This is a genomic window from Hymenobacter defluvii, from assembly GCF_017589435.1.
In the GTDB taxonomy this organism is placed as follows: Bacteria; Bacteroidota; Bacteroidia; order Cytophagales; family Hymenobacteraceae; genus Hymenobacter; species Hymenobacter profundi.
Genome location: NZ_JAGETX010000004.1, coordinates 287,735 through 312,542 on the forward strand (window position 1 = coordinate 287,735; position 24,808 = coordinate 312,542).

General features: G+C 58.0%; 24 protein-coding genes and 2 pseudogenes. 12 read left to right on the forward strand and 14 right to left on the reverse strand.

The window, feature by feature from the left end:
• Positions 1-143: 143 nt before the first annotated feature.
• Both J4D97_RS09930 and J4D97_RS09935 read left to right on the forward strand, forming a co-directional pair.
• A complete protein-coding gene (locus tag J4D97_RS09930) occupies positions 144-1,547 on the forward strand; it encodes a DEAD/DEAH box helicase (RefSeq protein ID WP_208307443.1) in 1,404 nt (467 codons plus the stop codon).
• A gap of 129 nt (positions 1,548-1,676) precedes the next feature.
• Positions 1,677-1,877, forward strand: a complete 201-nt coding sequence (locus J4D97_RS09935) for a hypothetical protein (protein WP_185283988.1) — start codon at positions 1,677-1,679, stop codon at positions 1,875-1,877.
• Between the two features lie 274 nt (positions 1,878-2,151).
• On the opposite strand, the gene J4D97_RS09940 is transcribed toward J4D97_RS09935, so the two are convergent.
• Positions 2,152-2,601, reverse strand: a complete 450-nt coding sequence (locus J4D97_RS09940; protein WP_208307444.1) for a PAS domain-containing protein — start codon at positions 2,599-2,601, stop codon at positions 2,152-2,154.
• A 268-nt stretch (positions 2,602-2,869) separates the two neighbouring features.
• On the opposite strand from J4D97_RS09940, the gene J4D97_RS09945 reads away from it, so the two are divergent.
• The 3 genes from J4D97_RS09945 to J4D97_RS09955 all read left to right on the forward strand — a co-directional run bounded on the left by J4D97_RS09945 (position 2,870) and on the right by J4D97_RS09955 (position 6,519).
• A complete protein-coding gene (locus J4D97_RS09945; RefSeq protein ID WP_208307445.1) occupies positions 2,870-3,577 on the forward strand; it encodes an ABC transporter ATP-binding protein in 708 nt (235 codons plus the stop codon).
• Entirely contained in the window at positions 3,578-4,972 is a 1,395-nt protein-coding gene (locus tag J4D97_RS09950) for a DUF3526 domain-containing protein (protein WP_208307446.1), read from the forward strand.
• Positions 4,973-5,055: 83 nt separating this feature from the next.
• The gene (locus tag J4D97_RS09955) at positions 5,056-6,519 is read left to right on the forward strand and encodes a DUF3526 domain-containing protein (RefSeq protein WP_208307447.1); all 1,464 of its coding nucleotides are present in this window, start codon (positions 5,056-5,058) and stop codon (positions 6,517-6,519) included.
• 85 nt (positions 6,520-6,604) lie between these two features.
• Here J4D97_RS09955 and J4D97_RS09960 read toward each other — a convergent pair whose 3' ends face one another.
• From J4D97_RS09960 to J4D97_RS23965, 5 genes and pseudogenes are all read right to left on the reverse strand, one after another.
• Positions 6,605-8,398 (reverse strand): M14 family metallopeptidase, encoded by a 1,794-nt coding sequence (locus J4D97_RS09960; RefSeq protein ID WP_208307448.1) that lies wholly within the window; start codon positions 8,396-8,398, stop codon positions 6,605-6,607.
• An 83-nt stretch (positions 8,399-8,481) separates the two neighbouring features.
• Entirely contained in the window at positions 8,482-8,739 is a 258-nt protein-coding gene (locus tag J4D97_RS09965; RefSeq protein WP_185283994.1) for a hypothetical protein, read from the reverse strand.
• Positions 8,740-8,919: 180 nt separating this feature from the next.
• On the reverse strand, positions 8,920-9,231 hold the full coding sequence (locus J4D97_RS09970; RefSeq protein ID WP_208307449.1) for a hypothetical protein: 312 nt from the start codon (positions 9,229-9,231) through the stop codon (positions 8,920-8,922).
• A gap of 166 nt (positions 9,232-9,397) precedes the next feature.
• On the reverse strand, positions 9,398-9,787 hold the full coding sequence (locus J4D97_RS09975; protein WP_185283996.1) for a MerC domain-containing protein: 390 nt from the start codon (positions 9,785-9,787) through the stop codon (positions 9,398-9,400).
• Between the two features lie 197 nt (positions 9,788-9,984).
• Positions 9,985-10,143 (reverse strand): annotated as a pseudogene (locus tag J4D97_RS23965) (integrase core domain-containing protein); the annotation flags it as partial.
• A 209-nt stretch (positions 10,144-10,352) separates the two neighbouring features.
• Here J4D97_RS23965 and J4D97_RS09985 point away from each other — a divergent pair.
• Positions 10,353-10,715, forward strand: a complete 363-nt coding sequence (locus J4D97_RS09985; RefSeq protein ID WP_208307450.1) for a low molecular weight protein tyrosine phosphatase family protein — start codon at positions 10,353-10,355, stop codon at positions 10,713-10,715.
• A gap of 84 nt (positions 10,716-10,799) precedes the next feature.
• Here the strand turns inward: J4D97_RS09985 and J4D97_RS09990 are convergent, their stop codons facing one another.
• Positions 10,800-11,057 carry a hypothetical protein gene (locus J4D97_RS09990; protein ID WP_185283998.1) on the reverse strand — a complete coding sequence of 86 codons (258 nt, stop codon included), beginning with the start codon at positions 11,055-11,057 and terminating at the stop codon, positions 10,800-10,802.
• A 205-nt stretch (positions 11,058-11,262) separates the two neighbouring features.
• Between J4D97_RS09990 and J4D97_RS09995 the strand changes: the two genes are divergently transcribed.
• On the forward strand, positions 11,263-12,210 hold the full coding sequence (locus J4D97_RS09995) for a zinc-dependent peptidase (RefSeq protein WP_208307451.1): 948 nt from the start codon (positions 11,263-11,265) through the stop codon (positions 12,208-12,210).
• Positions 12,211-12,277: 67 nt separating this feature from the next.
• Here the strand turns inward: J4D97_RS09995 and J4D97_RS10000 are convergent, their stop codons facing one another.
• Positions 12,278-13,063 (reverse strand): sterol desaturase family protein, encoded by a 786-nt coding sequence (locus tag J4D97_RS10000; RefSeq protein ID WP_208307452.1) that lies wholly within the window; start codon positions 13,061-13,063, stop codon positions 12,278-12,280.
• A 208-nt stretch (positions 13,064-13,271) separates the two neighbouring features.
• On the opposite strand from J4D97_RS10000, the gene J4D97_RS10005 reads away from it, so the two are divergent.
• Positions 13,272-13,958, forward strand: coding sequence for a GNAT family N-acetyltransferase (locus tag J4D97_RS10005; protein WP_208307453.1), 687 nt, complete (start codon positions 13,272-13,274; stop codon positions 13,956-13,958).
• A gap of 105 nt (positions 13,959-14,063) precedes the next feature.
• Positions 14,064-15,923: a M2 family metallopeptidase gene (locus tag J4D97_RS10010; protein WP_208307454.1), complete on the forward strand. Its 1,860-nt coding sequence runs from the start codon at positions 14,064-14,066 to the stop codon at positions 15,921-15,923.
• A 65-nt stretch (positions 15,924-15,988) separates the two neighbouring features.
• Here J4D97_RS10010 and J4D97_RS10015 read toward each other — a convergent pair whose 3' ends face one another.
• A complete protein-coding gene (locus J4D97_RS10015; RefSeq protein ID WP_208307455.1) occupies positions 15,989-16,693 on the reverse strand; it encodes a GAF domain-containing protein in 705 nt (234 codons plus the stop codon).
• 620 nt (positions 16,694-17,313) lie between these two features.
• Between J4D97_RS10015 and J4D97_RS10020 the strand changes: the two are divergent.
• Positions 17,314-17,516 (forward strand): annotated as a pseudogene (locus tag J4D97_RS10020) (glycoside hydrolase family 88 protein); the annotation flags it as partial.
• A 52-nt stretch (positions 17,517-17,568) separates the two neighbouring features.
• Here the strand turns inward: J4D97_RS10020 and J4D97_RS10025 are convergent.
• Together J4D97_RS10025 and J4D97_RS10030 are read right to left on the reverse strand one after the other, a co-directional pair.
• Positions 17,569-18,288 (reverse strand): pirin family protein, encoded by a 720-nt coding sequence (locus tag J4D97_RS10025; RefSeq protein ID WP_208307456.1) that lies wholly within the window; start codon positions 18,286-18,288, stop codon positions 17,569-17,571.
• Positions 18,289-18,466: 178 nt separating this feature from the next.
• Positions 18,467-19,303: a LexA family transcriptional regulator gene (locus J4D97_RS10030; protein ID WP_243900239.1), complete on the reverse strand. Its 837-nt coding sequence runs from the start codon at positions 19,301-19,303 to the stop codon at positions 18,467-18,469.
• Between the two features lie 271 nt (positions 19,304-19,574).
• Between J4D97_RS10030 and J4D97_RS10035 the strand changes: the two genes are divergently transcribed.
• Positions 19,575-20,282 (forward strand): precorrin-2 dehydrogenase/sirohydrochlorin ferrochelatase family protein, encoded by a 708-nt coding sequence (locus J4D97_RS10035; RefSeq protein WP_208307457.1) that lies wholly within the window; start codon positions 19,575-19,577, stop codon positions 20,280-20,282.
• 81 nt (positions 20,283-20,363) lie between these two features.
• Here the strand turns inward: J4D97_RS10035 and recQ are convergent, their stop codons facing one another.
• A complete protein-coding gene (gene recQ / locus J4D97_RS10040; protein WP_208307458.1) occupies positions 20,364-22,595 on the reverse strand; it encodes a DNA helicase RecQ in 2,232 nt (743 codons plus the stop codon).
• Between the two features lie 177 nt (positions 22,596-22,772).
• Here recQ and J4D97_RS10045 point away from each other — a divergent pair, with 177 nt between their 5' ends.
• Positions 22,773-23,129 carry a four-helix bundle copper-binding protein gene (locus J4D97_RS10045; RefSeq protein WP_208307459.1) on the forward strand — a complete coding sequence of 119 codons (357 nt, stop codon included), beginning with the start codon at positions 22,773-22,775 and terminating at the stop codon, positions 23,127-23,129.
• A gap of 116 nt (positions 23,130-23,245) precedes the next feature.
• Here J4D97_RS10045 and J4D97_RS10050 read toward each other — a convergent pair whose 3' ends face one another.
• Both J4D97_RS10050 and J4D97_RS10055 read right to left on the reverse strand, forming a co-directional pair.
• The gene (locus tag J4D97_RS10050) at positions 23,246-24,190 is read right to left on the reverse strand and encodes an ADP-ribosylglycohydrolase family protein (protein ID WP_208307460.1); all 945 of its coding nucleotides are present in this window, start codon (positions 24,188-24,190) and stop codon (positions 23,246-23,248) included.
• Positions 24,191-24,417: 227 nt separating this feature from the next.
• Complete coding sequence (locus J4D97_RS10055; protein WP_185284009.1) at positions 24,418-24,753, reverse strand: NifU family protein; 336 nt, start codon at positions 24,751-24,753, stop codon at positions 24,418-24,420.
• Between the last annotated feature and the right edge of the window lie 55 nt (positions 24,754-24,808).

The following is a 24,808-nucleotide window of genomic DNA, read 5'->3' on the forward strand; positions in this document are numbered from 1 at the left end:
AACCAAACAGGGAGAATAGGCCGTCGCCTTCAGATATTAACTGCAAAAACGCCCCTGTGGTTTAGGTAACTTCTGCCCACCGTTGGGCTTATGCCCGCACTTCCGCCGCTAGGGGTTACCTTTACGGTTTCGTTTCTACTCGCATGACTGCTACCCCCGCGCCCACCCCTACCTTCGCCGACCTCGGCCTCGCCCCTACCCTGCTGCAAGCCCTCGACGAGCTACAGTTTGCGGCCCCTACCCCCGTGCAGGCGCAGGTGCTGCCCCTGGCCCTCGATGGGCAGGATGTGGCCGGACAGGCACCCACCGGCTCGGGCAAAACGGCGGCCTACGGCCTGGCCGTGCTTCAGCAGGTTGATGTGCAGCAGGATACGGTGCAGATCATTGTGCTGGTGCCTGCCCGCGAACTGGCCCTGCAAGTGCGCGACGCCCTTAAAAAGCTAGGAAAATATTTGCCCAACCTGCGCGTGGCGGCGTTCTACGGCGGCCACGCCTTTCGGGAAGAAACGGCTTCGCTGAAGCAGGCCCCGCACGTGGTAGTGGCCACGCCTGGCCGCCTGCTCGACCACTTTGAGCGGCGTACCATTATACCCAATCAGCTGAAATCGTTGGTGTTGGATGAGGCGGATAAGCTGTTGGAGCTGGGTTTTCAGGATGAGTTGGTAGAAATTGTGAAGCGCCTACCCCGGCGCCGGCAAACGCTGCTGTTCTCGGCTACGATGTCGGAGAAAGTGGTAGAGCTGATTCGCAAGAACCTGACCCGCCCCCGCGTGGTGAATGCCGGCGAAGACACCGCCGAGCTACCCGAAAACCTGACCCTGCTGGGCCACGTGGGCACCGCCGAGCAAAAGCCCGCCGCCCTCTACCACCTTTTGCAGCGCCCCGATACAGGCCGTGCCCTGGTATTCTGCAATACCCGCGAGCGATGCGAGGAACTGACGCGCTTCCTGCAAGGCCGCGGCGTTGCCGCCGAAACCCTGCACGGCAAAATGCCCCAGCCCGAGCGCGACAAGGCCCTGCTGAAACTGCGCAACGGCTCCAGCCAGGTGCTGGTAGCCACCGACGTAGCTGCCCGTGGACTCGACGTGACAGCCCTCGACAGCGTAATTCAATACGATGCTCCTGACAAGGCCGACAGCTTCCAGCACCGGGCCGGACGCACGGCGCGGGCTGGTGCCGCGGGCACAGCGCACTTGCTGGCTACCCCCAAGGAGCAGGCGCACGTGCAGAAATGGCCTGTGGCCGAAACCATCAAGTGGCAGCCCATCAAGGCCGGTAAACTACCTGATGCCCTACCCAAAGCCCCACGCCCCGAGAACGTGACCCTGCACGTATCGGCGGGCAAAAAGGATAGAGTTAGCGCCCACGACCTGGTAGGCGCCTTCGTGAACGTGGGCGGCGTAGCCCGCGAGCAAGTCGGCCACATCGAGGTGTTCGATTATTACAGCTACGTAGCCGTACCGCGCCAGCAAGCCCAGGAAGTAGTCGAGCGCTTGACCGGCGCCAAGGTGAAAGGCAAGAAAGTGCGGGTGTCGGTAGTGGCGTAACTTGGGCTAGGCGGGCGGCGCGGTGTAGGGGCGGCTTGCAGCCGCCCGCCGTTCAGGCAGTTGTTATGTTGAAGCCCAACAAGCTCTCTACTTAACTTAAGCTACTATAAGCCAAATATTTGTTTTAGTATGAAGCTCGTTCATCCCCTCCACCTCATCGGCTTGCTTTTCGCCGGCGTTAGCTTCGGAATCAGCTTGGGAGCTGGCCTTGCTACTGCTGAAACAGGTGCGGTGCTGTCTTCAACAGCCTATCTACCGCTGACTATCAGTGGCGGATTGATTATGTTTTTGCTGCAACAGGCTTTCCACAAGCAAAAGCCTATTGCATAGTATGGGCTTTTGCATACACTATGAAGCTGTTTAGGAAGTAGGGTCGTACTAAAAAAGGCCCCACGAGACGGCGAAGTTTGGGGTGCGCCCTACCTTATTACTACCCGCCTTCATAGGAGTCCTGTTCGAAGAATAGGAGTACCCACTGGATCCTGCCTCATCTGCTGGTGCCGCCGCGCCGATCTGGCCGAGGTCATGGGGCAATCTGCGATAAACTAAAGACCGGCTGCACCTGTTCGACACCCCAGGCATGTGAGCAGGAGGTCGGGGCCGCTCAGGATACAAATGGCGGCGGGGCCTCCAGAAACAGCCGTTGCAGGCGTAGGCGTTGGTTTTCCCGCTCGCGCCGGGCGTACACCTGCTCGGTCACATCGTAGGTGTAGGTCACGAAGCCGTCAATCTGCCCGGCCTTATTATAACGGGCCAGGTAGGTGAGGTCACAGTAGATACCCTCAGGAGCCATCTCGTGCGGCTGCTTGCTGGCCATCACCCGCCGCAACGAGGCGCGCACGTTGACTTCGGGCGTTTCGGGGTTATCGGGAAAGACGTCGAAGATGTGCTGCCCTATGATCAGTATCCCGCTGGGTGAGGATAGCGTAGCGGCTAGGTCGTCGTTGGCCCCCACAATTACCAAGTCCGGGAAATGTATAAAACAGGCGTGCTCTTCTGTTTGCTTCTGTCGGAGTAGCCTTCCTACGCTCTGCAACAAATCCTTGCTTGGCACAAACCGTCTACTTGTACTGCTTATCCAAAACTACCTTCTTATCCGAGAACTGTGAGCAGTACACGATGGGATATGCTCCTATCTCAAAGTAAATTTGCTGGTCAACAACCTGCTCGATTGTACGCTGAGTATGGTACCCTGGCTGCGCAACGACCTCTACTACTAGGTTTCCTAGCTGGGTATCAATGGCTGTTTGTCGGCCAGCTATACGTTGTTAAGCACACTGTTGCGCGGATTTTACAGTTCACGCACGGCCATCTCTCCTTTTATGCTGCAAGCTGAAAACCTAACCAAACGCTACGGCACGCACCTGGCCCTCGACCATCTCAACCTGGCTATTCCGTCCGGCGAGGTGTACTGTTTGCTCGGCTCCAACGGGGCCGGCAAGTCCACGACCATTAATATCTTTCTGGGCTTTATGCCGGCCAGCAGTGGGCGGGCGCTGATTGACGGGCTGGAGGTAGCGGTGAACAACCACGCGACGCGCAACCTGGTGGCCTACATTCCCGAAATCGTGAATCTGTACCCAACGCTGACCGGCTTGGAGAACCTAGCATTTTTCAGTGGGCTCTCCGGCTTCCGCTACTCCCACACCGAGCTAACGGATTTTACCCGCACGGCGGGCCTGCAAGCAGAGGCCCTGGACCAGCGAGTTAGTGGCTACAGCAAGGGCATGCGCCAGAAGGTGGGCATTGCCATTGCCTTGGCCAAGCAGGCCAAAGCGCTGTTTCTAGATGAGCCTACCTCCGGCCTGGACCCGCACGCCAGCAACGAGTTTGCTCAGGTGATCCGCCGCCTTAGCCAGCAGGGCGTGTGCACGCTTATGGCGACCCATGACCTGCTGATGGCCAAGGAACTGGGTCGCCGCATCGGCATCATGCACCAAGGCCGTCTGCGCCAGGAGCTGCGCGCCGACCAGGTAGACTACGCCGAGCTGACCAACCTCTACCTCGCCACCGTTAATCAACCAGCCTAAATGCTGCGCTTACTCATCGGCAAAGAACTGCGCGAGCTGCGGCGCACCACCAACGCCACCTGGCTGCTGGTCGGGCTGGCTCTATTGGTGGGGCTGGCCCTCTACAACGGGTATGCGTACTACACCACGCGCAGCGCCTTTCTACGCCAGTCGCAGCAAACCACGTACGCGCAGTTTATTGCGCAAGGCGACAAGAATCCGCACCTGGGGGCGCATTTCGGCTTCTATGCCTACAAGCCCACGGCCGACCTAGCCCTGCTCGACAACGGGGTAGAAGACTACACCGGCAACTCGTTTTACCTCGAGCCCCACAAGCGCGGCGAGGTGAAGTTTCGGGAGGTGAGCGACGCAACGGCCCTGCGCAGCTTCGGTTTTCTGAACGTGGGTTACTTTGCCCAATTGTTGCTGCCGTTGTTCATTTTTCTACTCACCCACAACCTATTTTCCAAGGAATGGGAAAACGGCACCATCAAGCTGGTGCTCAGTGCACGCGTGAGCACCGGGCAGCTATTAGCAGGTAAGTTGCTGGCGGCGGGGGTGGTCGTGGGGGCCGTGGTGCTGCTGCTGGCGCTGGGGCCGCTGGGGCTGTTGGCCTGGCACCTCGGGCCGAGCGGGCTAACGCCGCTGCTCCTTACCTACGCCTGCTATGTGGCCGGGCTGGTGCTGTACGCGGCGCTGCTCACGGTACTGGGCGGGGCCGTGTCGCTGCTCACGCGCAACTCGGCGTTGTCGCTGGTGGTGCTGGCTGGCTTCTGGCTGCTGGGCGTGTTTCTAGTGCCGCGGCTGACGGGTGAGTTGGCCCGGCGCACGCATCCCGCCACCACGGCCGTCGAATTTGATGACTACACCTTTCACGATATGCAGTACGGCGTCGGCCATGAGGGGACGAAAGACGAACGCCGCGCCGCGTTGGCTGACAGCGTGATGGCCTATTACGGTGTCAAGCGGCTGGAAGACTTACCCGTCTACTTTATCCCCATCACCATTGAGGCGGCCGAGGAATCGGACGGGCGGGTGATGGACCGGGCCTACGCCGCCATTGAGCGCAACGAAGCCCGGCAAAACCGGCTGGTGCAGCTAAGCGCCTTGCTCTCGCCCTTCCTGGCATTCCGCGAGCTGTCGCTCCACCTCACCGCCACCGACCTGGATACCCACCGCGACTTTGCCGCCCAAGCCGAAGCCCACCGCCGACGCGTGGGCCGCGTTGTGGATGCGTTCTACCAGAAAAACACCGTGGCAGGCAACGCCTTTTGGCGCACGGTGCCCCAGTTTGCCTACGCGCCACCTGGCCTGGGCTGGCGGCTGCGCCACGCCGCTGGGCCCGTGTTGCTGTTGCTGGGCTGGAGTGTGGTAGCGGTCAGTCTGCTCGTGCTAGCTAAAAAAATCAGCTTATAGCCAGTGGCTGCTACCTGTTCGCTTCTTTCGAATGGGTCGTCAATCGCAGCTTATCGCTACAAACCAATCGCTCATCGCTTTGTATGTCTGCTTCTTTATTCCGGGTGCTGTGGCGCCACGAGCTTACCTGCCTGTACCGCAACCGGGTGCTGGTCGTTCTTTTTTCGCTGGTGCTGGTGGTGCTGCTGGCCGCGCTGTGGGCCGGTAGCAGCCAATGGCACACCCAACAACGCACATTGGGCCGCATCCGGGCGCACCGCCACGAGATGCAAGACAGCTTGGTGCAGCGCATCCGGCGCGTGGAAGCGCACGGCATGCACTACCCTGGCTTCATCTGGGACGACCCCACATTCGCCTACAATACGGCCCGTAACGAAGGCCCGCAGTATGCCGCGAAGGTACCCTTTGCGCTGCAAGCCTTGGTGGCGGGCCAGAGCGGGGTGCAGCCCTTCTACTATAAAGTCTACATCACCAAAAAGCAGCAGCTGGTGCACGAGAGCGAGATTGACAACAGCTACCTGCAATTCGTGGGCACCTTCGATTTTGCGTTTGTCGTGGTGTATTTGCTGCCGCTGCTCCTGATTGTGTTCACCTACAACGTGGTATCGAGTGAGCGGGAACAGGGTACGTGGGTGCTGCTCAAAACCAGCAACCAGTCCATTGCCCAGCTCACCCTGGCCCGGCTCGGGATTCGCTACGGGCTCTTTACCCTGTTTTTCTGGGCCATTGTCGCGCCGGTATTGGCCGGGCTCGTTGGTCCGGCTTTCCTGGCGACCAGCAACTGGTGGTGGCTGGTGGTGGCCGTGTCGCTGTATTTCGCCTTTTGGGTGGCGCTGGCGCTGCTGGTCAATAGTTTTTCGCTGAGCTCTAATCTGAATGCGCTGACGCTCATCTTCCTCTGGCTGGTGCTGGGTCTGCTGGTGCCGGCGCTGTTGCAGTTTGGCCTCGACCGGGCCTACCCCATCCCGAGCCGCATTGCCATTACCACAGCCGAGCGCGACGCCATCAACCACTACTTCGAGCGCGATGGGCAGACGCTGACCCAGGAGGTGTTTAGTAGCCCGCGCACGCTCATTCGGCAGGCTTCGGTGGTGACGCCAGGCATGGTGTACGGTTACGGCGTTATCGTGTATAAAAGCCAGGAAATCAAGGATGCGGCCACCCAGCAGGCTGAGCGCCAGCTCTACAGGCAGATCGAACAGCAGCAAGTGGCCTTGCGTGGCTGGCAGCTCACGAGCCCGGCCCTACTCCTGCAGGAAACCCTATCGGCGCTGGCGGGCACGCACTGGCAGCAGTTCAACCGCTTCAGCCGCGACGTGGATGCTTTCCGCTACCGCACCCAGCGGTTCTTTTACCCCAAAATGGCCCAGGAAAGCACCTACCGCACCTTCACAGTAGCCGACGCCGAGGCCATCCCGCAGTTTCAGCCCCGTGTGTATGCCGACTACCATTGGCTACCGATTGGCCCATCGTGGCTGCTATACGCGGGCATTACCGCCGTCGTGCTGGGGGTGGGCTATCGGCGGTTGCTGCACGCGACATGGTAGGTGGTCTACCCTACCCTGCGCCGAGACGAGCCAGCGTTGTAGCCCGACCATTGCGTAGTGAAGCAGGCTTCCCCGCACTCACCCTTTAGTTTACCTCGCGGAAAATCGGGTAGCGCAAGGGGTAGGGATGGCCCGGCCCGGCGTGCGCATAGAGCCAGGTAAGCCGAGCATCCGGATCGGCGGCGAAGGCAGGCTCGGCCTGGAGCTTGGCTTCAAACTCGGCCTTCAGCTTCGGGTCGGTGGCCAGCAAACGTTCACCCAGCGCGGCCAACACGAAGGCGTCCGTGTTCGGGGCGGGCGACAGCATTTCAGGGAAGAATCCCCAGGCCAGGAACGAGTCCTGGCTTTCCGGCTCCAGCAACGAGGCCGCCAGCAGCCCATTGGGCTGGTCGGCGGGCACGCGCACGCTCCCTGCCGGCATCACCTGCTCCTGTTGCCCGTGCACGAAGGTGGCCGTTATCGGCACGCGCCCTTCGCTGGGCTGCAACAGCTTGGGGTCGACGAGCTGCACTTGGTCGAGTTGCAGCGTCCGCGGGGCTTTTAGTGTCTCGAACGCAATGCCGTGCAGGCGCAGCCGGTCTAGCACCTCCGTGTGGGCGGCGGGCACCCACCAGGCCTTAGGCAACTGCACCGTCTCGGTGGGCTGCTGCCCGATGATGGGCATGCGGAAGGTAATCGGCCGGTCCAGCCAGCGCTGCTCCAGTCGCCCCGATGCCGGCGACTGGTACCACTCAAAGGCTACCCCCTTGAACTTGTCGATCCAGCCGATGGGTTGCGGCGCGGGCTTCCAGCGCGTGAGCAGTTCGGTAGGACGGCTTGCGCGGTCCTGGGCCTTGGCAGCAGCAATCCGTTCGGCATCGTCCGCCGCAATCTTCAGCGCGGCTTCTAGCAGCACATAGGTGCCCAGCACGCGCTGGCGGTAGGGCTTGAGCATGTGGTTCTCGACCAACACAGTAGGCACACTGATAAAGTCGCCGTAGCCGGTGGAGTAGCGGGGGCCTTCGGGACTGTAGCGGATGCCCTTGGCCGGCTCGCGCGTGTCGATGGGGCTGGGGTACTTGATGGGGATATGGCCCGCCTTGGTCAGCGCCTGCATCACGGCCGGGCCGAAGCGCCCTTCCAGCCAGTCGGCCGTGGCCCGGTGGCGCGCATACGTGCCCCAGCCCGCGTAGGTGAAGGTCACATCATACTGCATGTCGAAGCCTTCGCTGACGTGGCAATCAATGTAGAGAATGGGGTCTAACTGCCGGAGCAACCCAATCATGGCGCGCGATTCGGGCGCATCTAATTTGCCGTAGTCGCGATTCAGGTCGATGTTGCGGGCGTTAGCATCGCGTCCTTTTTCGGCGGGGCCACGCACATGCACGAAGTTCCACGGGCTCATCTGCTCATGGCCGTCGATGTTGTAGATCGGCACGAACACCAAATCGACCTGGTCGAGCAGATTAGCTTTCCCGCGCAACGCGATGTCGCGCAGCAGCATCAGGCCGGCATCCTTGCCGTCAATCTCGCCCGAGTGGATACCCGCCTGCACCAGCACCACCGGCTTGGCAGCGCCGCCTTTGCTGGCGCGCACGTACAGCAGGTCGCGGCCTTCCCCCGTGCGGCCGAAGGTATGCATCGTCAGCAAAGGAGAAGCCGCATCGAGCCGCTCCAGCCAGGCGCGGACCTCGGCGTAGCGCGGCGTAGTCTGAAAATTAGCTGCTTCGGCCGGCGTAATCCACGGGTCGTTTGGCTTCGCAATCAGCCGCTCGCTCTTGCCGGACCACGGCAGAACGGGAGGCAAGTCCAACACATTCTGCGCCATCATCTGCATTGGCTCCAAGCAAATCAACGCCGCGACGAGGGCTGTCGTACGGCAACTTATGGTATTCGTCATCTTGTAAAAGGGTTGTCGGGCCACGTGTTGGCCGTTGAGTAACGGTAGAACATGTGTGGTTGCCAACAGCTATTAGGGTTGTTTCACACGGTTACACCACTCACCGTCTCACGTTCTTGCCTAGTTGCTGCATCAGAGCCGGCTTCTTCCATGGTGCGATGGTCTGCCTCCATTTGCTGATGGTCGGCGACTAGTTGCTCGTGCGTGCTGGTTGCGGCGGCGGCTTCGGTAGTACCAGCGGCCGTGGTCGACTCGGTGCTGGGTTGGCAGCTGCTCAAGCTCAGCGCCACACCAACTAGCGCGGCTGGCAGTGCCGGATAAAAAGACGTAAAGTGTTTCATGCAGATAGGTTTGCAGTAACGAATTACCGCATCAATATTTCCTTTACAATGAAAGGGGGTAGGAGCAGCTAACGCATAATTCCCTACCGCTCCTACCCTACTTTAGCTACCTACAGTCTGCTAAGCCACAGAAGGTCATCCTTGAAACGCAGTTCTATCGCAGTCGACAAATGGCCTTCCTCAACGCAGACGTTGGTAGTACGTTTGCCGAAATACCTGTTGCGTCGGCTGCCAAATGGGGTGTTCCAGGCGTAGCTCCCGGCGGGTGAGTTTTACAATGCGCTGCCCGTCAAGAGCTGAGATGGGCTGCGCATTGAGCGTACTAACGCGCAGTAGACCTTGCCGAATGGTATAGCTACCCTCCTCTTGCAGGGTAGGTTGGCCGGCGCGGCTCAGCTCGTAACGGTAGGTGCTATCGGGAAAGAACGTGACCAGGGCGGTTTGCTCACCGCTTTTCAAGGCCGCGTTGGTGTCGCCCACGGGGCTATCCATTAGCCTGTCCTGTAGAGAATCCGGCAACGGGCGACGGGCTTCGAAGTAGATCTGTCGCATCGCCCAGCGTCCAACCAGCGTTGGTGGGGTTGGAGCAGCGGTTCCACTCAGCAAAAAAGACAACAGCAGCGAGTACATAGCAACCAAATAACAGCCAGCGCGTGTATCAGCCAGCCGCAGGCGCTGGCACCACAGCGCAACGACGGCACTGGCGAAGGTTCAACAGGTGCATGCCCACCAAGCCCAGTGAGGCGGCGTACTGCACTAATTCCAGCCACGGCCAGCGGTCGGCCAGCAGCACGGTAACGGCAAACAACGCAAAGCAAGACCACAGGCTCAGACGGAGCCAGCGCGCGGTTAGCTGCCACGTGGCTCCCATCACCAGCACGCCACTCAGTACCAGAAACAGCGTGTCCCAATGCGAGGAAAGCGCGGCGCTTTGGGTGCCGCTCCACCAGGCTAGCAACAAGGGACCAGCCGCACAGTGCAGCAGACAAAGCGTCGCATTCACGATGCCCCCGTAATCGGCCCACACCCGAGATAAGGAAGGTTTCATGTGGCAAATATAGGCCTTTATTCCTTATTTTGCATCTTGGTTGCATATCAAGGCAGCGCGTTATATTCTACCCAATACTTCCCATAGCTTGCTAGCGCGCAAGAACGGCAGGCACAGTTGAAACAACACTGCACTAGGGTAATCTAGTAAAAATGGGCAGTGCGCTAAGATAGGCTGACTAGGAAGTCGTGCTCGAATTACTCTGGTGAACGGTAGCTCAGGACGGCGTGGCGGCGTCCGGCGTTGTAGTAGACGATAGAATAACTGACTTCCAGCCGGGCTTCGGTCAGGCTAGGAAAGCTACCGCCATTGAGCAATTCGGTTTTCAGCCGGCTCCAGATGGACTCGGTGTGGAAGTTATCGTAGCAATTGCTTCATCGGCTCATGCTGAGCGGGGCTTGGTGGCGAGCCAGTGGGTCCTGAAAACCGGTAACTATGTACTAACTGACGGAGCACCACGTAAGTCGGAGTGCACAATGAATCCGGGCATTGTGTCACGCACGTCCCAGCCGACGATCTTGCGTGAGCAGCGGTGAATGGTTTTCGTGTATCTTTCTATTCTGCTATGCCTATCTCGCCTACCCCGCGCCAGCTCCTATTCATTTGCAGCCAGAACCGCTGGCGCAGCCTTACGGCCGAGCGCCTGTTTGACGACCACCCACACTACCAGGCCCGCTCGGCGGGCACGGAGCCGGGGGCCAGGGTGCGCGTCACGGCCGGGCACCTGGGCTGGGCCGACGTGGTCTTTGTGATGGAAAAGAAGCACACCGACATTTTGCGGCAGAAGTTTGCAACGGAGCTGGAAGGCAAGCAAATCATCAACCTGCGTATTCCCGATAAATTTCAGTTTCTGGATGCCGTACTTCAGGATTTACTCCGCGAGCGGCTGGCAGAGCACCTACCTGCTTTTACAGCAGGTAGCAATTAGTGGCAAGCCGTTCCAAGAAGCTACCCTCCGCAAAACCTTGGCAGGGCCTAGAAGCCCTGCTAGGGTTGGTAGATGCAACTGGTTCTAGCGCAAGATCTTGCCCCGATTATCCCAGTGGCTCGACTTCACTTCCAAACTATTGGGCTGGCGCTTGATGGTCCGCGTGTATCGCTCGCCCGCTATCAACCCATCGGGGCGGCGCTTACCGAAAAACAAGGTTACTGGCTCGCCGTGCTCATTGGTTATGAAGGTGATATCGTAGCCTTTGAAAACGTCGTCGATGCTGGTCGAAGGTTCGTATGTCTTGCTTAGCTTCTTATCTAACTCGCGGTGTAGTGGCATGGGATAGGTAGGGTTGGTGCAGTGCCTGTGTACGCACGCTTATTTTTCGGCAGACAAGCGAGCACGCTTTTTCAGTAGTTTTACCAGGGGCGCCCTCCGTATTTTCTGCCAGCTGTGCGTCTTGTGTCCCGTTGCTGCGCTGCCTTGACGCTTTATTCGTTGCGGTCTACCAACCTTCGTCCGGGATGTCCGTTAGCAACGGGCTATGAATTACGTACTCTTCGCGGCCTTCGTGGCTGGGGTTATCTTTCTGTTTTACCGCTACGTCACCCGCGACAGCCGCATACGAGCCGCCGCGCTGGCGCAAGAGTTTCCGGACAACTGGCGCCAGATTCTTACCGAGCGTATTGCCTTTTATCTGTCGCTAACCAAAGACGACAAGCTTCGTTTCGAGCGTAAAATTCAGGTGTTTCTGGCCCAAACCAGTGTACGGGGCATTCAGACGGAGGTAGACGATACCACGCGCCTGCTGGTAGCCGCCTCGGCCGTTATCCCAACCTTTGGTTTTCCGGAATGGGAGTACGGCAACCTAGGCGAAGTATTGATTGTGCCCGATGCCTGGCAAAGCCCCGACGACCCCAGCAAGGAAGTGAAGCCCCTGGCCGGCACGCTGTTGGGCTCGGTGCGCGGCTTTCAGGGCGCACACTATATGCACTTATCCAAAGCCTCATTGGAGCAAGGATTTGCCGATACCATCGACAAGCAGAACGTGGGCATTCACGAGTTTGCGCACATGCTGGACCAGGCCGACGGCGTGATTGATGGTGTGCCCAAGCTGGCCCTACCCACCGAGTTGCTGAAACCCTGGACCGAGGTGATGCACCGCGAAATGGAAGCCATCCGGGCCGGCCACTCCGAAATTAACGACTACGCCGCCACCAACGAAGCCGAGTTCTTCGCCGTCGTTACGGAGTATTTCTTCGAGAAACCAGAGAAGCTACAGGAGCACCACCCCGAGCTGTACCAATTGCTGATGCGAGCGTTTCGGCAGAACCCCAAGAAGCGCTTCCTGCGCTTTGCCACCGATCCGCGCGAGTGGATTCGGAGCCTGCGCAGCCGTCACAAAAAATTTGGCCGCAACTCGCCTTGCCCCTGCGGTAGTGGCAAGAAGTATAAAGACTGTCATTTGCAGCAAGAGCAGCAAGCTGCATAGGCCGCTCGTTCGACTACGCGTTGAACGTCATTTCGAACTTGTCGAGAAATGACGTTCACTGTATTTACTACCGCTCCTTGCTTCCTGCGGCTTTTTCGAAACGCTCGGGGTACTTGGCGTGGTTGGTACCCATGAGCCGGTCCCACCAGTTGAAATAGAGTCCATAGTTGCACTTTACCAGTTGGTGGTGCATGTTGTGGTGCGTGCTGGTATTGTGTAAGCGGCCCCAGCGGCTGCGCAAAAAGTGTTGAGGGTAGGGCTCGTAGCCCAGGTGGCCCAGCACGTTCATGCCCATCTGGTACACCATGAAAATGCCCAGCGTGAGCGGGTGAATGGGTAGGACAAACACCAGCAGTGGCACAATGCCCGCTTCAATCACGGCCTCCAACGGGTGAAACGAAAATGACGCCCACGGCGACGGATTGTGCGAGAGGTGATGCACCCGGTGCACGTGCCGAAACACCGCCGGAATGTGCATGAAGCGGTGCGTCCAATAGAAATAGGTGTCGTGCGCTACAATGGCTACTAATAGGCTGAAGACGAAGTAAAGCCAGCCGTAGTCGCTTATCTTACTGTACATGAGCGTGTAGCCATGTTGCTTCGCTACAAAGATGCTTACGCCTACCATCGCAAAAATCAGGCAGGTGAGCAGAGAGTACTTGATTTCCGTATCGATGTGCTTGCGCTCGGGAAACTTGGGCTGAATACGGCGGTGCTGCCACTTCTCGCGGCGCCACACCCAGAAAACCGCGTAGGCCACGCCCGCAAACACGAGGTAGCGCACGGTAAGCAACACCAGACTGGAAAGATAATGGCTACCAGCAGCGGCAGCCGTGGAAGAGAAAAACAACATATGACGATGATAAGATGCTGCGTGTATAACGTGCAAGCCGGCGAAAAATGTGCCTGATCTTATCACAAAACTACTTCAACCAGAAACATGATCAACTAGGTTATCACGTGCAGCAGGTGCAGACGGCATGAGGCCATGAGGCATGCGACTCGCGCCGGTTTGTTGGGTAGGGAGTAGCTTTGCGCTGACTTTGCCCCTCCCCTCCCCTATGCAGCACGTCCTCAACAACCCAATTTGGAATGCCTTGTGCACCGGCAGTGCCCACCTTGCCGTAGGCAACGAGCAGGCGCGGTACGTGCAGAAGGAAGCCGGAGCATTTGCAGGCCTACGCGAGTACTCGGCCAGCGCCTTCGCCGATTTGCACGACCTGACCCCGGCCGGCACAGCTACCGTACTGTTCACGGCCGGCGAGGTAGCTATTCCGGACAACTGGAAGATACTGGTGCAGAAAGATTTGCTGCAACTCGTATACGAGCACCTTACTCCGCCAGCCCTCGACCGCACAGGCGTGGTACCGCTGCAACAGCCGCATATTTCTGCCATGATAGCACTCACGGCCCAAACCAACCCCGGCCCGTTTCTTCAGCGCACCATCGAGTTTGGCGAATACCACGGCATTTTTGAGGGCAATGAGTTGGTGGCCATGGCAGGCGAACGGCTCCAACCCACACCCTACACCGAATTGAGCGCCGTTTGCACGCACCCTGCGCACCTGGGCAAAGGCTACGCCGCCCGCCTCCTGCAACACCAGATGCACCGCATACTGGCAGCGGGGCGGGTGCCATTTTTACACGTGCTCCCCGAAAACACCCGCGCCCGCGCCGTATACGAGCGCCTCGGCTTCCAAACCCGCCGACAGTTGCAGATTTACGTGCTCGAAAAGCTGGTGGGGTAGTTTGTACGACTGTTCCTTTCGTACCCCTTGGGTGACGGGGTAGGGTTGCTGCGCCGTGGTAGGCTTGGGATTTTGCTGCGTTTTTCGTCGTTTCTTTGCGGTGTTATGAAGAAGTCTTATTTACCCCTGCTTACAGCGGCTCTACTTACCGCCTGCGCCCCTACCGCCAAAACGCCTGCTGTTGCTACCGATTCATCTGCTTCAGCCCCTACGGCAGCACCTCAGGCTGCTGCGCCCGTTAGCTGGCAACAGCAGGCACAGGATTTTCTGACCGCCTACTCTGCTGAATACCAGAAACTCTACACGCAATCGTCGGAAGCCGAGTGGCGCTCCAACACCCACATCGTGCCCGGCGATACCACCAACGCTGCCGCCACGGCCCGCGCCAACGTGCGCATGGCTGCTTTTGCGGGCAGCACCGAGAATATCAACCGCCTGCGCGAACTATTAGAGCATAAGCAGGACCTCACGCCTATCCAGGTGAAGCAGTTGGAAACGGCCTTGTACAACGCCGCCAACTCGCCTCAAACTGCTGCCGACGTGGTGAAGCGCCGCATCAAGGCCGAAACCCAGCAAACGGAAAAGCTCTACGGTTTCGACTACAAATACCAGGGTAAGTCGGTGACGACGAACGATCTGGACGAGCTATTGCGCAAAGAAAAGAACCCGCAGAAGCGCCAGCAGATTTGGGAAGCCAGCAAGGCCATCGGCCCTACCCTGAAACCCGGCCTGCTCAGCCTGCGCGACCTGCGCAACCAAACTGTGCAGGCCCTGGGCTACCCCGACTACTTCACCTACCAGGCTTCCGACTACGGCATGAACCGGGAGGAGATGATGGCGCTGGTTCGCAAAATCAACCAGGAGCTGCGCCCGCTCTACCGCGAGTTGCACACCTACGCCCGCTACGAGCTGGCCAAGCAGTACGGCGTGAAGCAGGTGCCCGACTACCTACCTGCCTCCTGGCTGCCCAACCGCTGGGGGCAGGACTGGAGCAGCATGGTAGACGTGAAAGGCCTGAACCTGGATCCTGTGCTGGCTAAAAAAGGCGCCGAGTGGCAGGTGCAACAGGCCGAGCGTTTCTACCAGAGCCTGGGCTTTCAGGCGTTGCCTCCGGTGTTCTGGGAGAAATCGAGTCTCTACCCCCTACCCAAAGGCGCCGACCACAAGAAGAACAACCACGCCTCGGCCTGGCACATGAACCTGGAACAGGACGTGCGCAGTCTGATGAGCGTGGAAGCCAACACCGAGTGGTACGAAACCACCCACCATGAGCTAGGCCACATTTATTACTACCTCACCTATACCAACCCCGAGGTACCAGTGCTGTTGCGCCAGGGCGCCAACCGTGCCTACCACGAGGCCATGGGTAGCCTGATGGGCCTGGCCGCCCGCCAAAAGCCTTTCCTGGCGGGTTTGGGGCTGATTGACCCCAAAGTGAAAACCAACGACATGCAGGCGCTCCTGAAAGAGGCCCTGGGCTCGGTGGTGTTCATTCCGTTTGCCTCGGGCGTGATGAGCGAGTGGGAAAACAGCTTCTACGCTGACAACCTCCCCGCCGACCAGCTCAACGCCAAGTGGTGGGCACTTAGCAAGCAGTACCAAGGCATTGTGCCCCCTACTCCCCGCGGCGAGAACTACCTTGACCCGGCCACCAAAACTCACATCAACGACGACCCCGCGCAGTACTACGACTACGCTCTGTCGTACGTCATCCTGTTTCAGCTGCACGACCACATTGCCAAGCAGATCTTACACCAAGACCCGCACGCCACCAACTACTACGGCAGCAAGGAGGTAGGCGCTTTCCTGGCCGACATCATGCGCCCCGGTTCCAGCAAAGATTGGCGCCTGGTGCTAAAAGAAAAAACCGGCGAAGACCTCTCGGCCCGCGCTATGGTGGAATATTTCCAGCCACTGATGGCCTACCTGAAAGAGCAGAACAAGGGTAGGAAGTACACGATGTAACTTATCTGCAACAACTAAAAAAGCCTGCTTTTAAAGCAGGCTTTTTTAGTTAATACACTACTGATTTACAGCAACTTATTATCCAGCACCACATCCATATTCGCTAGCCGCTGCTTGATCACCTGCGCTATTTCGTCGTCTTCCAGATTAATACCTTGCGTGCGAGTAGCCAGGTAACGCGCCAGCGCGAAATTATCGTCTAGTTGCGTTTCCAGCTCGCGCTGAGCTTTTTCCCAGCCGTCTGGGTTGTTGGCGTCCAGGTAGCGGCCGCGCAGCTCAATGGTTTTGCTGACCAGCCGCGCCAGTGCCTGAAGCAGCTCCGATTCGGCAGTTGAAAATACCCGGTGCTCACGGCCAATAACCGCCAGCACGCCAATTTTTATGCCTTCTGTAGTGAGCAGGGCGGTGCCTGCATAGAAGTGCAGGCCCAGCGCCTCGGCGGTGGCGGGGTTCACTAGGTCGCAACTTTCGCGGGTGTAGTCGGAGAAAAACACGGGCGTATCCTGCAAGATGGCCGCCGAGCACATGCTGTCGGGGCGGGCCAGGGAGGTGATGCCGGCCGGTGCGCCTACACTGGCTTTAAACCATACGCGTTCTTCATCAACCAGTGAAATCAGCGAAATAGGCAGGTTAAACAAGCGCGCCGTCAGGGCCACGTAGTCGTCGAAGATCTTCTCCGGCGTGGTATTCACAATCTGATACTGATGTAGCACCCGCAGGCGCATGGCATCATTATCGGGAATCAAGGACTGGGGAAACAATGCACTCACGCTGGCAGGGTAGCTCGACTTTAAGATGAGCTTGTTAGTTAACGAATTGTGTGGTGTTACGTTTGGCCCAACAGAAAATTATGTTGAGCCGCAGGTTTATCAAACACGCAATTCCCTAACTGCAAATACTTTACCTCAACTGTTCAGAAAACAGCATCTCCCTCGGTTCCAGCAGACTCCCGGATAAATGAGCGTAGCGGAAGCATGTTATTCGGCGCAATTGGGGCATAGTGCCCGTGTTTCGTAGCTGCTCCGTATACCGCCTACCCCTGCCCTACTTGCCAAGCTGTTTGGCCTGGTGCTCACAACCAGCACCGCCACGCAGGCACCTATTAACACTTCCTATAAATTCAATTTTGGCCTTGGCAAAACAGGGCCAGGCCATCGCAGGTATTTCCCAACGCCGCTTATTATCTAGCGCAAGGCTACGGTTTCAGGCGGCAGCGGTGGCAAGGATGGCCTGAAAGGCCATTTTGTGACCAGCAACCAGCCGTTCTACTTCTCGGTGGCGCTACCCGAGGGCAACTATCACGTGACGCTGGGCGATGCGCGGGCCGCTACGGCTACTGCGTCGCGGCGGTTGCTGTTGGAACCGCTGACGATCAAGCCGTGTAGGTCGGGTGATTACCAAGGTGAATGCCCAAGGCCAGGTAGAGGGCGTGTGCGTGGGCACTGGCATGGGCTTCGACCCGGTATTTTACTACTATCGCCCGATGAACGTGTACGCGGCCCACGGCTCCGGGCAGGCACTAAGGTTATTCGTTTGTTGCAGCAGCATACGTTCGAGATAAACCATAGCTCCCTGCAGTTAAAAAAACCGTAGCGCAGACTCTGCAGTCCGCGCTACGGTTTTCTTTATTTAGCAACAAGTCTTTTTAATAATTCGCCTCTGCAGCTGGCAAATCAATCAGAATAAACTGAGCATCTTTTTCGGCGCGAATATGGAGCACGTTCTCGTCGGTCAGGCGAGCCTGGTCGTTGGGACCAATTTCGGAGCCGTTGATGTAAATGGTGCCTTCCTTCACGTACACAAAGGTATTGCGGATGGGAAACGTTTTGAATTCGATTTCCTTTTCCTCCCGCAGATTGGCCCAGTATACGGTGCTGTTGGAGTTCATATACACCACATCTTCCAGCACGCGTTGCCCCGTTACAAGGGGCACCAGCTCGTTTTTGTGACTCAGGAAATCAATGTCCTTTTGTTCGTAGCTGGGCGAGAGCCCCTTTTGATTAGGCAGAAACCACAACTGATAGATGTGCAGCGGCTTATCGGTGCGGTTCATCTCGGAGTGGGCAATGCCGGTGCCAGCTGTCATGCGCTGCACCTCGCCCTTGCGAATGGTGGTTTTGTTGCCCATCGTATCCTCGTGGGTCACCTCACCCTGCAATACCAGCGTCACAATTTCCATTTCGGAGTGCGGGTGCTGGGGAAAGCCCGAGTGCGGCTGTACTACATCGTCGTTGAACACCCGCAATGGCCCGAAATGCATGTTATTCGGGTCGTAATAGTCTGCGAAGCTGAACAGGAAGTGGCTGTTCAGCCAGGCAACCGGTGCAGCGTGGTGGCGTTCGATGGCAGGAATATATTTCAGCATGAGCGTAGAAATCAAGTCAAATGTTGCCCAAACATACGTAGCGCGCCCCTGGTAAGTTGAAATAGATGGCTAAGCCACTTCCTACCCATATGCCAAAAAGCCCCGCCAGCGGTATAGCTGGCGGGGCTTCTGGTCTTTTTTCCTGTCATTCCGAGCATAGCAAGGAATAACAATAAGGCTATGCTTTTTTCAGCGTGCTTACTTGCTGCTGCAAATCCAGCACGATGCTGGCCAAGCGGGTCAGCGACAGGTCGGCAATAGGGAACGTGCTGCTGATGTACGCCTTGGCTTCCCAGATTTCCACCACATCCTCTACGCTAATTTCGTAGGGCGAGTACACGGGGTTATCGGAGTGCAGGGCCAGCATGGCGCCGTCTTTGAGGCGGTTGAACACGCGTTTGAACACGATGCCTTCCTTGGAGCTAACCACGATGCACGGCGTGCCGTCTTTCAGCGTTAGCCAGTCATCTACATAGCGGCCCACAATCACGGTGCCGGAGGCAATGGGGAGCATGGAGTCACCGGCAATTTCGAAGGCGCGGTAGGTACCGCCCGTGCCCAGCATGGGGAGGCGAAACTTGGGCAGTTCTTCGAGGTACTCGGGGTCGGCGTAGCCATTGAGGTAGCCAGCGGCAGCCTTTTGGGGTACCAACTCGATGTTTTCGTTTTCCTCTTTATCAACGGTAAGCGCTAGTACCCGCAGCGCGCCGCCAGGGCGGGTAGGCGTGGGGTCGCTGCTTTTCTGGGCTTGCAATTGCAGAATGGCGGCCTTAGCGTTTTTCTTCTTGCTGAAGTCGGTTGTCACCAGCGCGTCGAGCGTGATGCCGAACAGGCGGGCCATGTTCACCAGCGTCAGGAGCTTGGGCTCGGCACGGCCTTCTTCGTAGGCGCCCACCAGGGAGCGTTTAATACCTAATTTTTCGGCCATCTGGGCCTGCGTTAGGCCAAGTTCGCGCCGCCAGAATTTTAAGTTCGTGTTGATCATCGGGGTAGGGAGCCGGGGAAATGGCTGCATCGGTAAAAAGCACCGGCTCACGAAAGTACGAACGCGCTTACGCGAATACTAATTCAATTAGCTAAATTTTTTGCTATTATTTTTTGATCTTTCTCTCGCTTGTCTGCAAAATGGCTTGCTAGTACCCGGTTTTCCGCAGTAGTATCTTCTTCTGTGCTAAACATTTGCTCATTGCCCGCGCTTTCGGAATCGTATTGCCTGAACGTACTATCCTGAAGTACCTTCCTATTTTCGCCGTATTCTTTGTTCTACAAGCCTTTTCATCCACTGTATGCCAACGCCTTCTCCTACCCCTTCTCCTGCTGGTTTCAACCCGCTATTCCCGGTATTTCTGAAACTGGAGCAGTTTCGGGTGCTGTTGGTGGGTGGTGGCAACGTGGGCCTGGAAAAGCTGACGGCCATTCTGCGCAGCAGTCCGGCCACGGCCGTGACGGTAGTCGCCACTTGGATTTCTCCTGAGTTACGTGCCCTGGCGGCGCCCTACCCCCGCATTCAACTACACGAACGACCCTTCGCCGAGACTGATCTAGAAAACCACGATTTCGTCTTTGCCGCCACCGACGATCCGGCCCTGCACCGCCGCATCAAAGCCGCCGCCACGGCCCGTGGACTGCTCACCAACGTAGCCGACACGCCCGCCGAGTGCGACTTCTACCTCTCCTCGGTGGTGCAAAAGGGCGACCTAAAAATTGCTATTTCCACCAATGGCAAGTCGCCCACGGTGGCTAAGCGCCTGCGCGCCATGCTGGAAGAAACCCTACCTGAGGAACTGGACACGGTACTGCAACAAATGACCGTCATCCGCGGGCAAATCCAAGGCGACTTTGCTGCTAAAGTGAAGTCATTGAACGCCGTAACGGCTGAGCTAACCGGCGGCCCCGCTTACGAGTCGCCGGCCACACGGCGTTGGCGCTATGTGGCTACCGGCTCGTTGCTGGCACTGGGCGCGGTGGTAGCGGCAGCGTGGCGGAAGCGGTAGGCTGTTCTAAGCAGAATAACCGTCATGCTTAGACAAGCAGACGCCAGATCAAGCATGACGGTTTAAACTATAATTACTCTCCTACTCCCCGCGCAACTTCTTGTTATACGCCGAGGCTAGCCGTAGCGTGAAATAATCATACTTCTCGCGCAGGTGATCGAACAGGTCGCGGAGCATGGGCGCGCCGCCGAGCTGGTCGATGCCAAGCTGGATTTCCGCAAACTGATCGGGCGTGAAAAAGTCTTGCAGGCGCAGGTCGAGGCCCTTGGTGTAGGCCGTGAACAGATGCCCTTGGATGGTAGACAAGGCCATGTTGCGGCGCTCGGCAATAGCCTCGGGGCTTAGGCCCATGCGGTGCAGCTGGAAAGTAGCCTGCTGGGTGTCGTTGGGGCCGTCGCTTTCTTTGCTCTCGCGGCGGCGCGGGCGACTACCCACAGTATCATCGGAATCGATGGAGTCCTCGGCATCGTCGGGGCTGGGCACGCCGCCGTGCACTAGGATTTCGCGGATAAACGCCTCGCCGTAGTTCTCGAACTTCTTCATACCTACCCCCGAAATGCCCAGCATGGCTGTGCGCGTCACGGGCTTTTCCACCGCCATTTCCTGAAGCGTGGTATCAGTGAAGATAACGTAGGGCGGCACGTTTTGCTCGTCGGCAATTCGCTTGCGCAGGGCGCGCAGGGCCTCGAACAGCCGCGCCTCGGGCGTGGCAGCCACGGGCGTTGCTTCGCGGGGAGCTTTCTTGCCCTTCACGGCCTTCTCGGCAGGTTTGAACTGCTTCATGGACACTTGGCGCTGGCCTTGCAGAACCTCCTTACCCAACTCATTTATTTTCAGTGCGTATCCTTCCTCGTAAGCAATATAGATTAGGCCATCGTTCAGCATCTGATGGATGTAGCTGTACCAGTCGAGGTAGGGCAAGTCAGCGCCGGCGCCGTAGGTTTTGATCTGGTCGTAGCCGCCGCTGAGTACGGCTTGATTCCGCATGCCGCGCAGCACGTCGATGAGCAGGCCAATGCTGGCCCGCTCGCGCATGCGCACCACTGCCGACAAGGCCTTTTGGGCCAGCAGCGTACCATCGAAGGTAGTAGGCGGGTTGCGGCAAATGTCGCAATTACCGCAGTCCTGGGGTAGGGTTTCGCTGAAGTAGTTGAGCAGGATTTTACGGCGGCAGGAAGCTGCTTCGGCAAACTGCTGCATGCGCTCCAGCTTGGTGAGGTTGAGCTGCGTAAGCTTCGGGTCGTCCTTGGAAAGCATGTCACGCAGGCTCATCACGTCGCCGAAGCTGTAGAATAGCACAGCTGTGGCTGGGGCGCCATCGCGCCCGGCGCGGCCTATTTCCTGGTAATAGCCCTCAATGTTCTTGGGCAGGTTGTAGTGAATCACCCAGCGCACGTTGCTCTTGTCGATGCCCATGCCGAAGGCGATGGTGGCTACAATCACCTGCAAATCGTCGCGCAAAAAGGCCTCTTGCACGCTGGCGCGCTGGTTGGGCGTGAGGCCAGCGTGGTAGTGGTTGGCCCGAATACCTTTTTCCTTGAGCTTGCCGGCCACCGTTTCGCACTGCTTGCGCGAGAGGCAGTAAATAATGCCCGCCTCGCCGGGGCGGCGCTCAATAAATTCCAGCACGCCCCCTACCCTGTTCTGGCCCGGCCGCACAATGAGGTTGATATTCGGCCTATCGAAGCTCGACAGAAACACCTGCGGCTGATTCAGGCGCAGCTGCTGCTGGATGTCGCGCTGGGTGAGGCGGTCGGCGGTGGCGGTGAGGGCAATGATGGGCACGTGCGGAAACTGCTCACGCAGCACGCGCAACTGCGTGTACTCGGGCCGGAAATCGTGCCCCCACGAGGAGATGCAGTGTGCTTCGTCGATGGCAAACATGCTCACTTTTAGACGCTGCAAGAAGGTCAGAAAGCCTTCCGACAAAAGCTTTTCCGGCGAGACGTAGAGCAGTTTCAGCGCGCCATTGTAACAGTCAGAGGTGATGCTTTGCTGCTCACTCAGGCCTACGCTGCTGTTGATGTAGGCCGCCGGAATGCCGTTAGCCTTCAGGGCTTCTACCTGGTCTTTCATCAAGGCAATCAGCGGCGACACCACCACGCACACACCCGCCTGCACCACGGCCGGCACTTGGAAACACACCGATTTGCCGCCGCCCGTGGGCATCAGCACCACCGTATCCTGTCCGCCCAAAATCGACTCAATAATATCGCCCTGCATGGGCCGAAATTGGTCGTAGCCATAATACTGCTTCAGTACGCGGCGGGCTGAGTCGAGGGTAGGGGCGAGCGGTTCGGGTGTGAATAGCATTGGGTAAAAATACGGCGATTTGGCGGGAATTGCAGCTTTCATAAACCGCACAAGCACGGAAATCGTGCACACATCCCGCACAATTCTACACCGGCGTCCTGCTTCTACCCTGCGTATACCAAAGAAGCGCAGGGCAGTTAGCTCTGCTGTATTTCATTCAACTAAATCTCCTCTCCTATGGGCCATGTTCCTGCCTCCGTTGCTAATCTGCAAAAAAACCAAGCCGTACTCGACGCACTCAGCCGCTGCATCGTGGCCTGCGAAATGTGCGCCGATGCCTGCCTGCACGAAGACAACATCCAGATGATGGTGCCCTGCATTGAGCTGGACCGCGACTGCGCCGATATTTGCCGCCTCACTGCCGCTTTCATCGCCCGCAGCTCTGACCACGCCAAGCACGTCATCAAGGAATGCATCGAAATCTGCCAGAAGTGCGCCGACGAGTGCGGCCAGCACAAAGACGACCACTGCCAGCATTGTGCGCAAGCTTGCCAGGCCTGCGTGGATGCTTGCAAGCAGTATGCTGCTGCGTAGGTTTTCCTTGTTATCCTGAGCAGAGCAAAGGACCTTATCACGCTAAAACAACGGTCATATCAACGACTCGTTCCCGCATGATAAGGTCCTTCGCTGCGTTCAGGATGACAGAGATTCTACACCGCCATTCGATGGCACAAAGCTTCGATATCCTCCCGCCGCGCCAGCACCTGTAGCCACTCAGCGGGAATAGCAGCTTCACCATAATACAAACCAGCTAAACCGCCCACAACGCCACCCGTCGTGTCGGTATCGTCGCCGAGGTTGACAGCAGCCAGCACAGTTTCGGCGTACGTTTCGTGGCGCAACAGGCACCACAGCGCCGCTTCCAGCGTGTGCAGCACGTAGCCGCCGCTATTGATGTCTTGTATCGGTAAGTTGGGTAGGCGGCCGCTCAGTATATTCTGAAAGCGCTGTATCTCCTGAGCTGGAATATGCAACGCCTGAAGCTGCGCAGGAGCCTCTTTGCACAGGCCAAGGTAGGCCGCAGCGGGCGTTGAGCCAGCACGCAGATACGCCGCCATTTCCAGGTACAGCAGGCACGCTACAGCGGAGCGTACATGTCCGTGTGTGATGGCTGACACTTCCGAAATCAGCTGGAAGCGGTTTTGTAGTAACGTTTCCGGTTGATAGAACGCCAGCGGCAGAATACGCATCAGCGCCCCGTTGCCGTTGCTGTATTCGTCGGTACCGCCCGCGAAAAGCAGGTCTTTATTGGTGCGCAGCCGTTGCAGCGCCTCCCGCGTGGTGATGCCAATGTCGAACACGCGGCCGTGCGGCGTCCAGGAGTTTTCGTAGTACCAGTTGACACTATTCTGGGCAACCTTCTGCACCGTGAAACCGTCAGCAATAGCTTCGGCTAAGCAAAATGTCAGGGAGGCATCGTCGGACCAGGTACCGGCAGGCTGGTGGTGGGTGCCGTAGGACCGCATAGTTACTACAGGGTCGAGCCTGCGACGGGCACGGCTTTCAAACTCTACGGGCACACCCAGCGCATCGCCTACGGCCAGACCTAATAAAGCTGCTCTTACTTGAGATTCAAGGGTCGATATTTTCAACATAACGCTTATTGCAAATCGTTTATGGCATTTTTTTTCATCTGTCATCCTGAGCTTGCGAAGGACCTTCTCACGCTAGAGCGATACTAGCAACAAAGACTCGTTTCAACGTAACAAGGTCCTTCGCTCCGTTCAGGATGACAGACGAAGAAGAGGCAAGTCTACAAATAAACAGCGCCAGCCCTCTTTGTAGAAGGCTGGCGCTGTTTTATAAGGTAGTAGCAGAAGTGCTAAAAATCCGGGGTAGGCACGGGCGTGGGCGGCAGCGGGTGGCCGGTTTGGCCAGCAGGCTGCTCAGCCATGGGCGTTACGTTGATGGCTTGTACGGAACGAATTTCGGGTACGGCTTTCTTTACCGATTCTTCCACGCCGGCTTTCAGCGTCATCGGCGACATGGGGCAGGTGCCGCAGGCGCCCAGCAACTCCAGTTGCAACACCATGTCGTCGGTGATGTCCAACACGCGTACGTTGCCTCCGTCGGCGGCCAGGTAGGGGCGGATGCCGTCCAGGGCCTGCTCGATGCGCGGCAACAGCGGATGGTCAGCAATGGTGGGGGTATGCGTCATACTAGATATACAAGTGGGCGGTTCGCGAAGTTCGAAAAAATATTCGGATACCGGA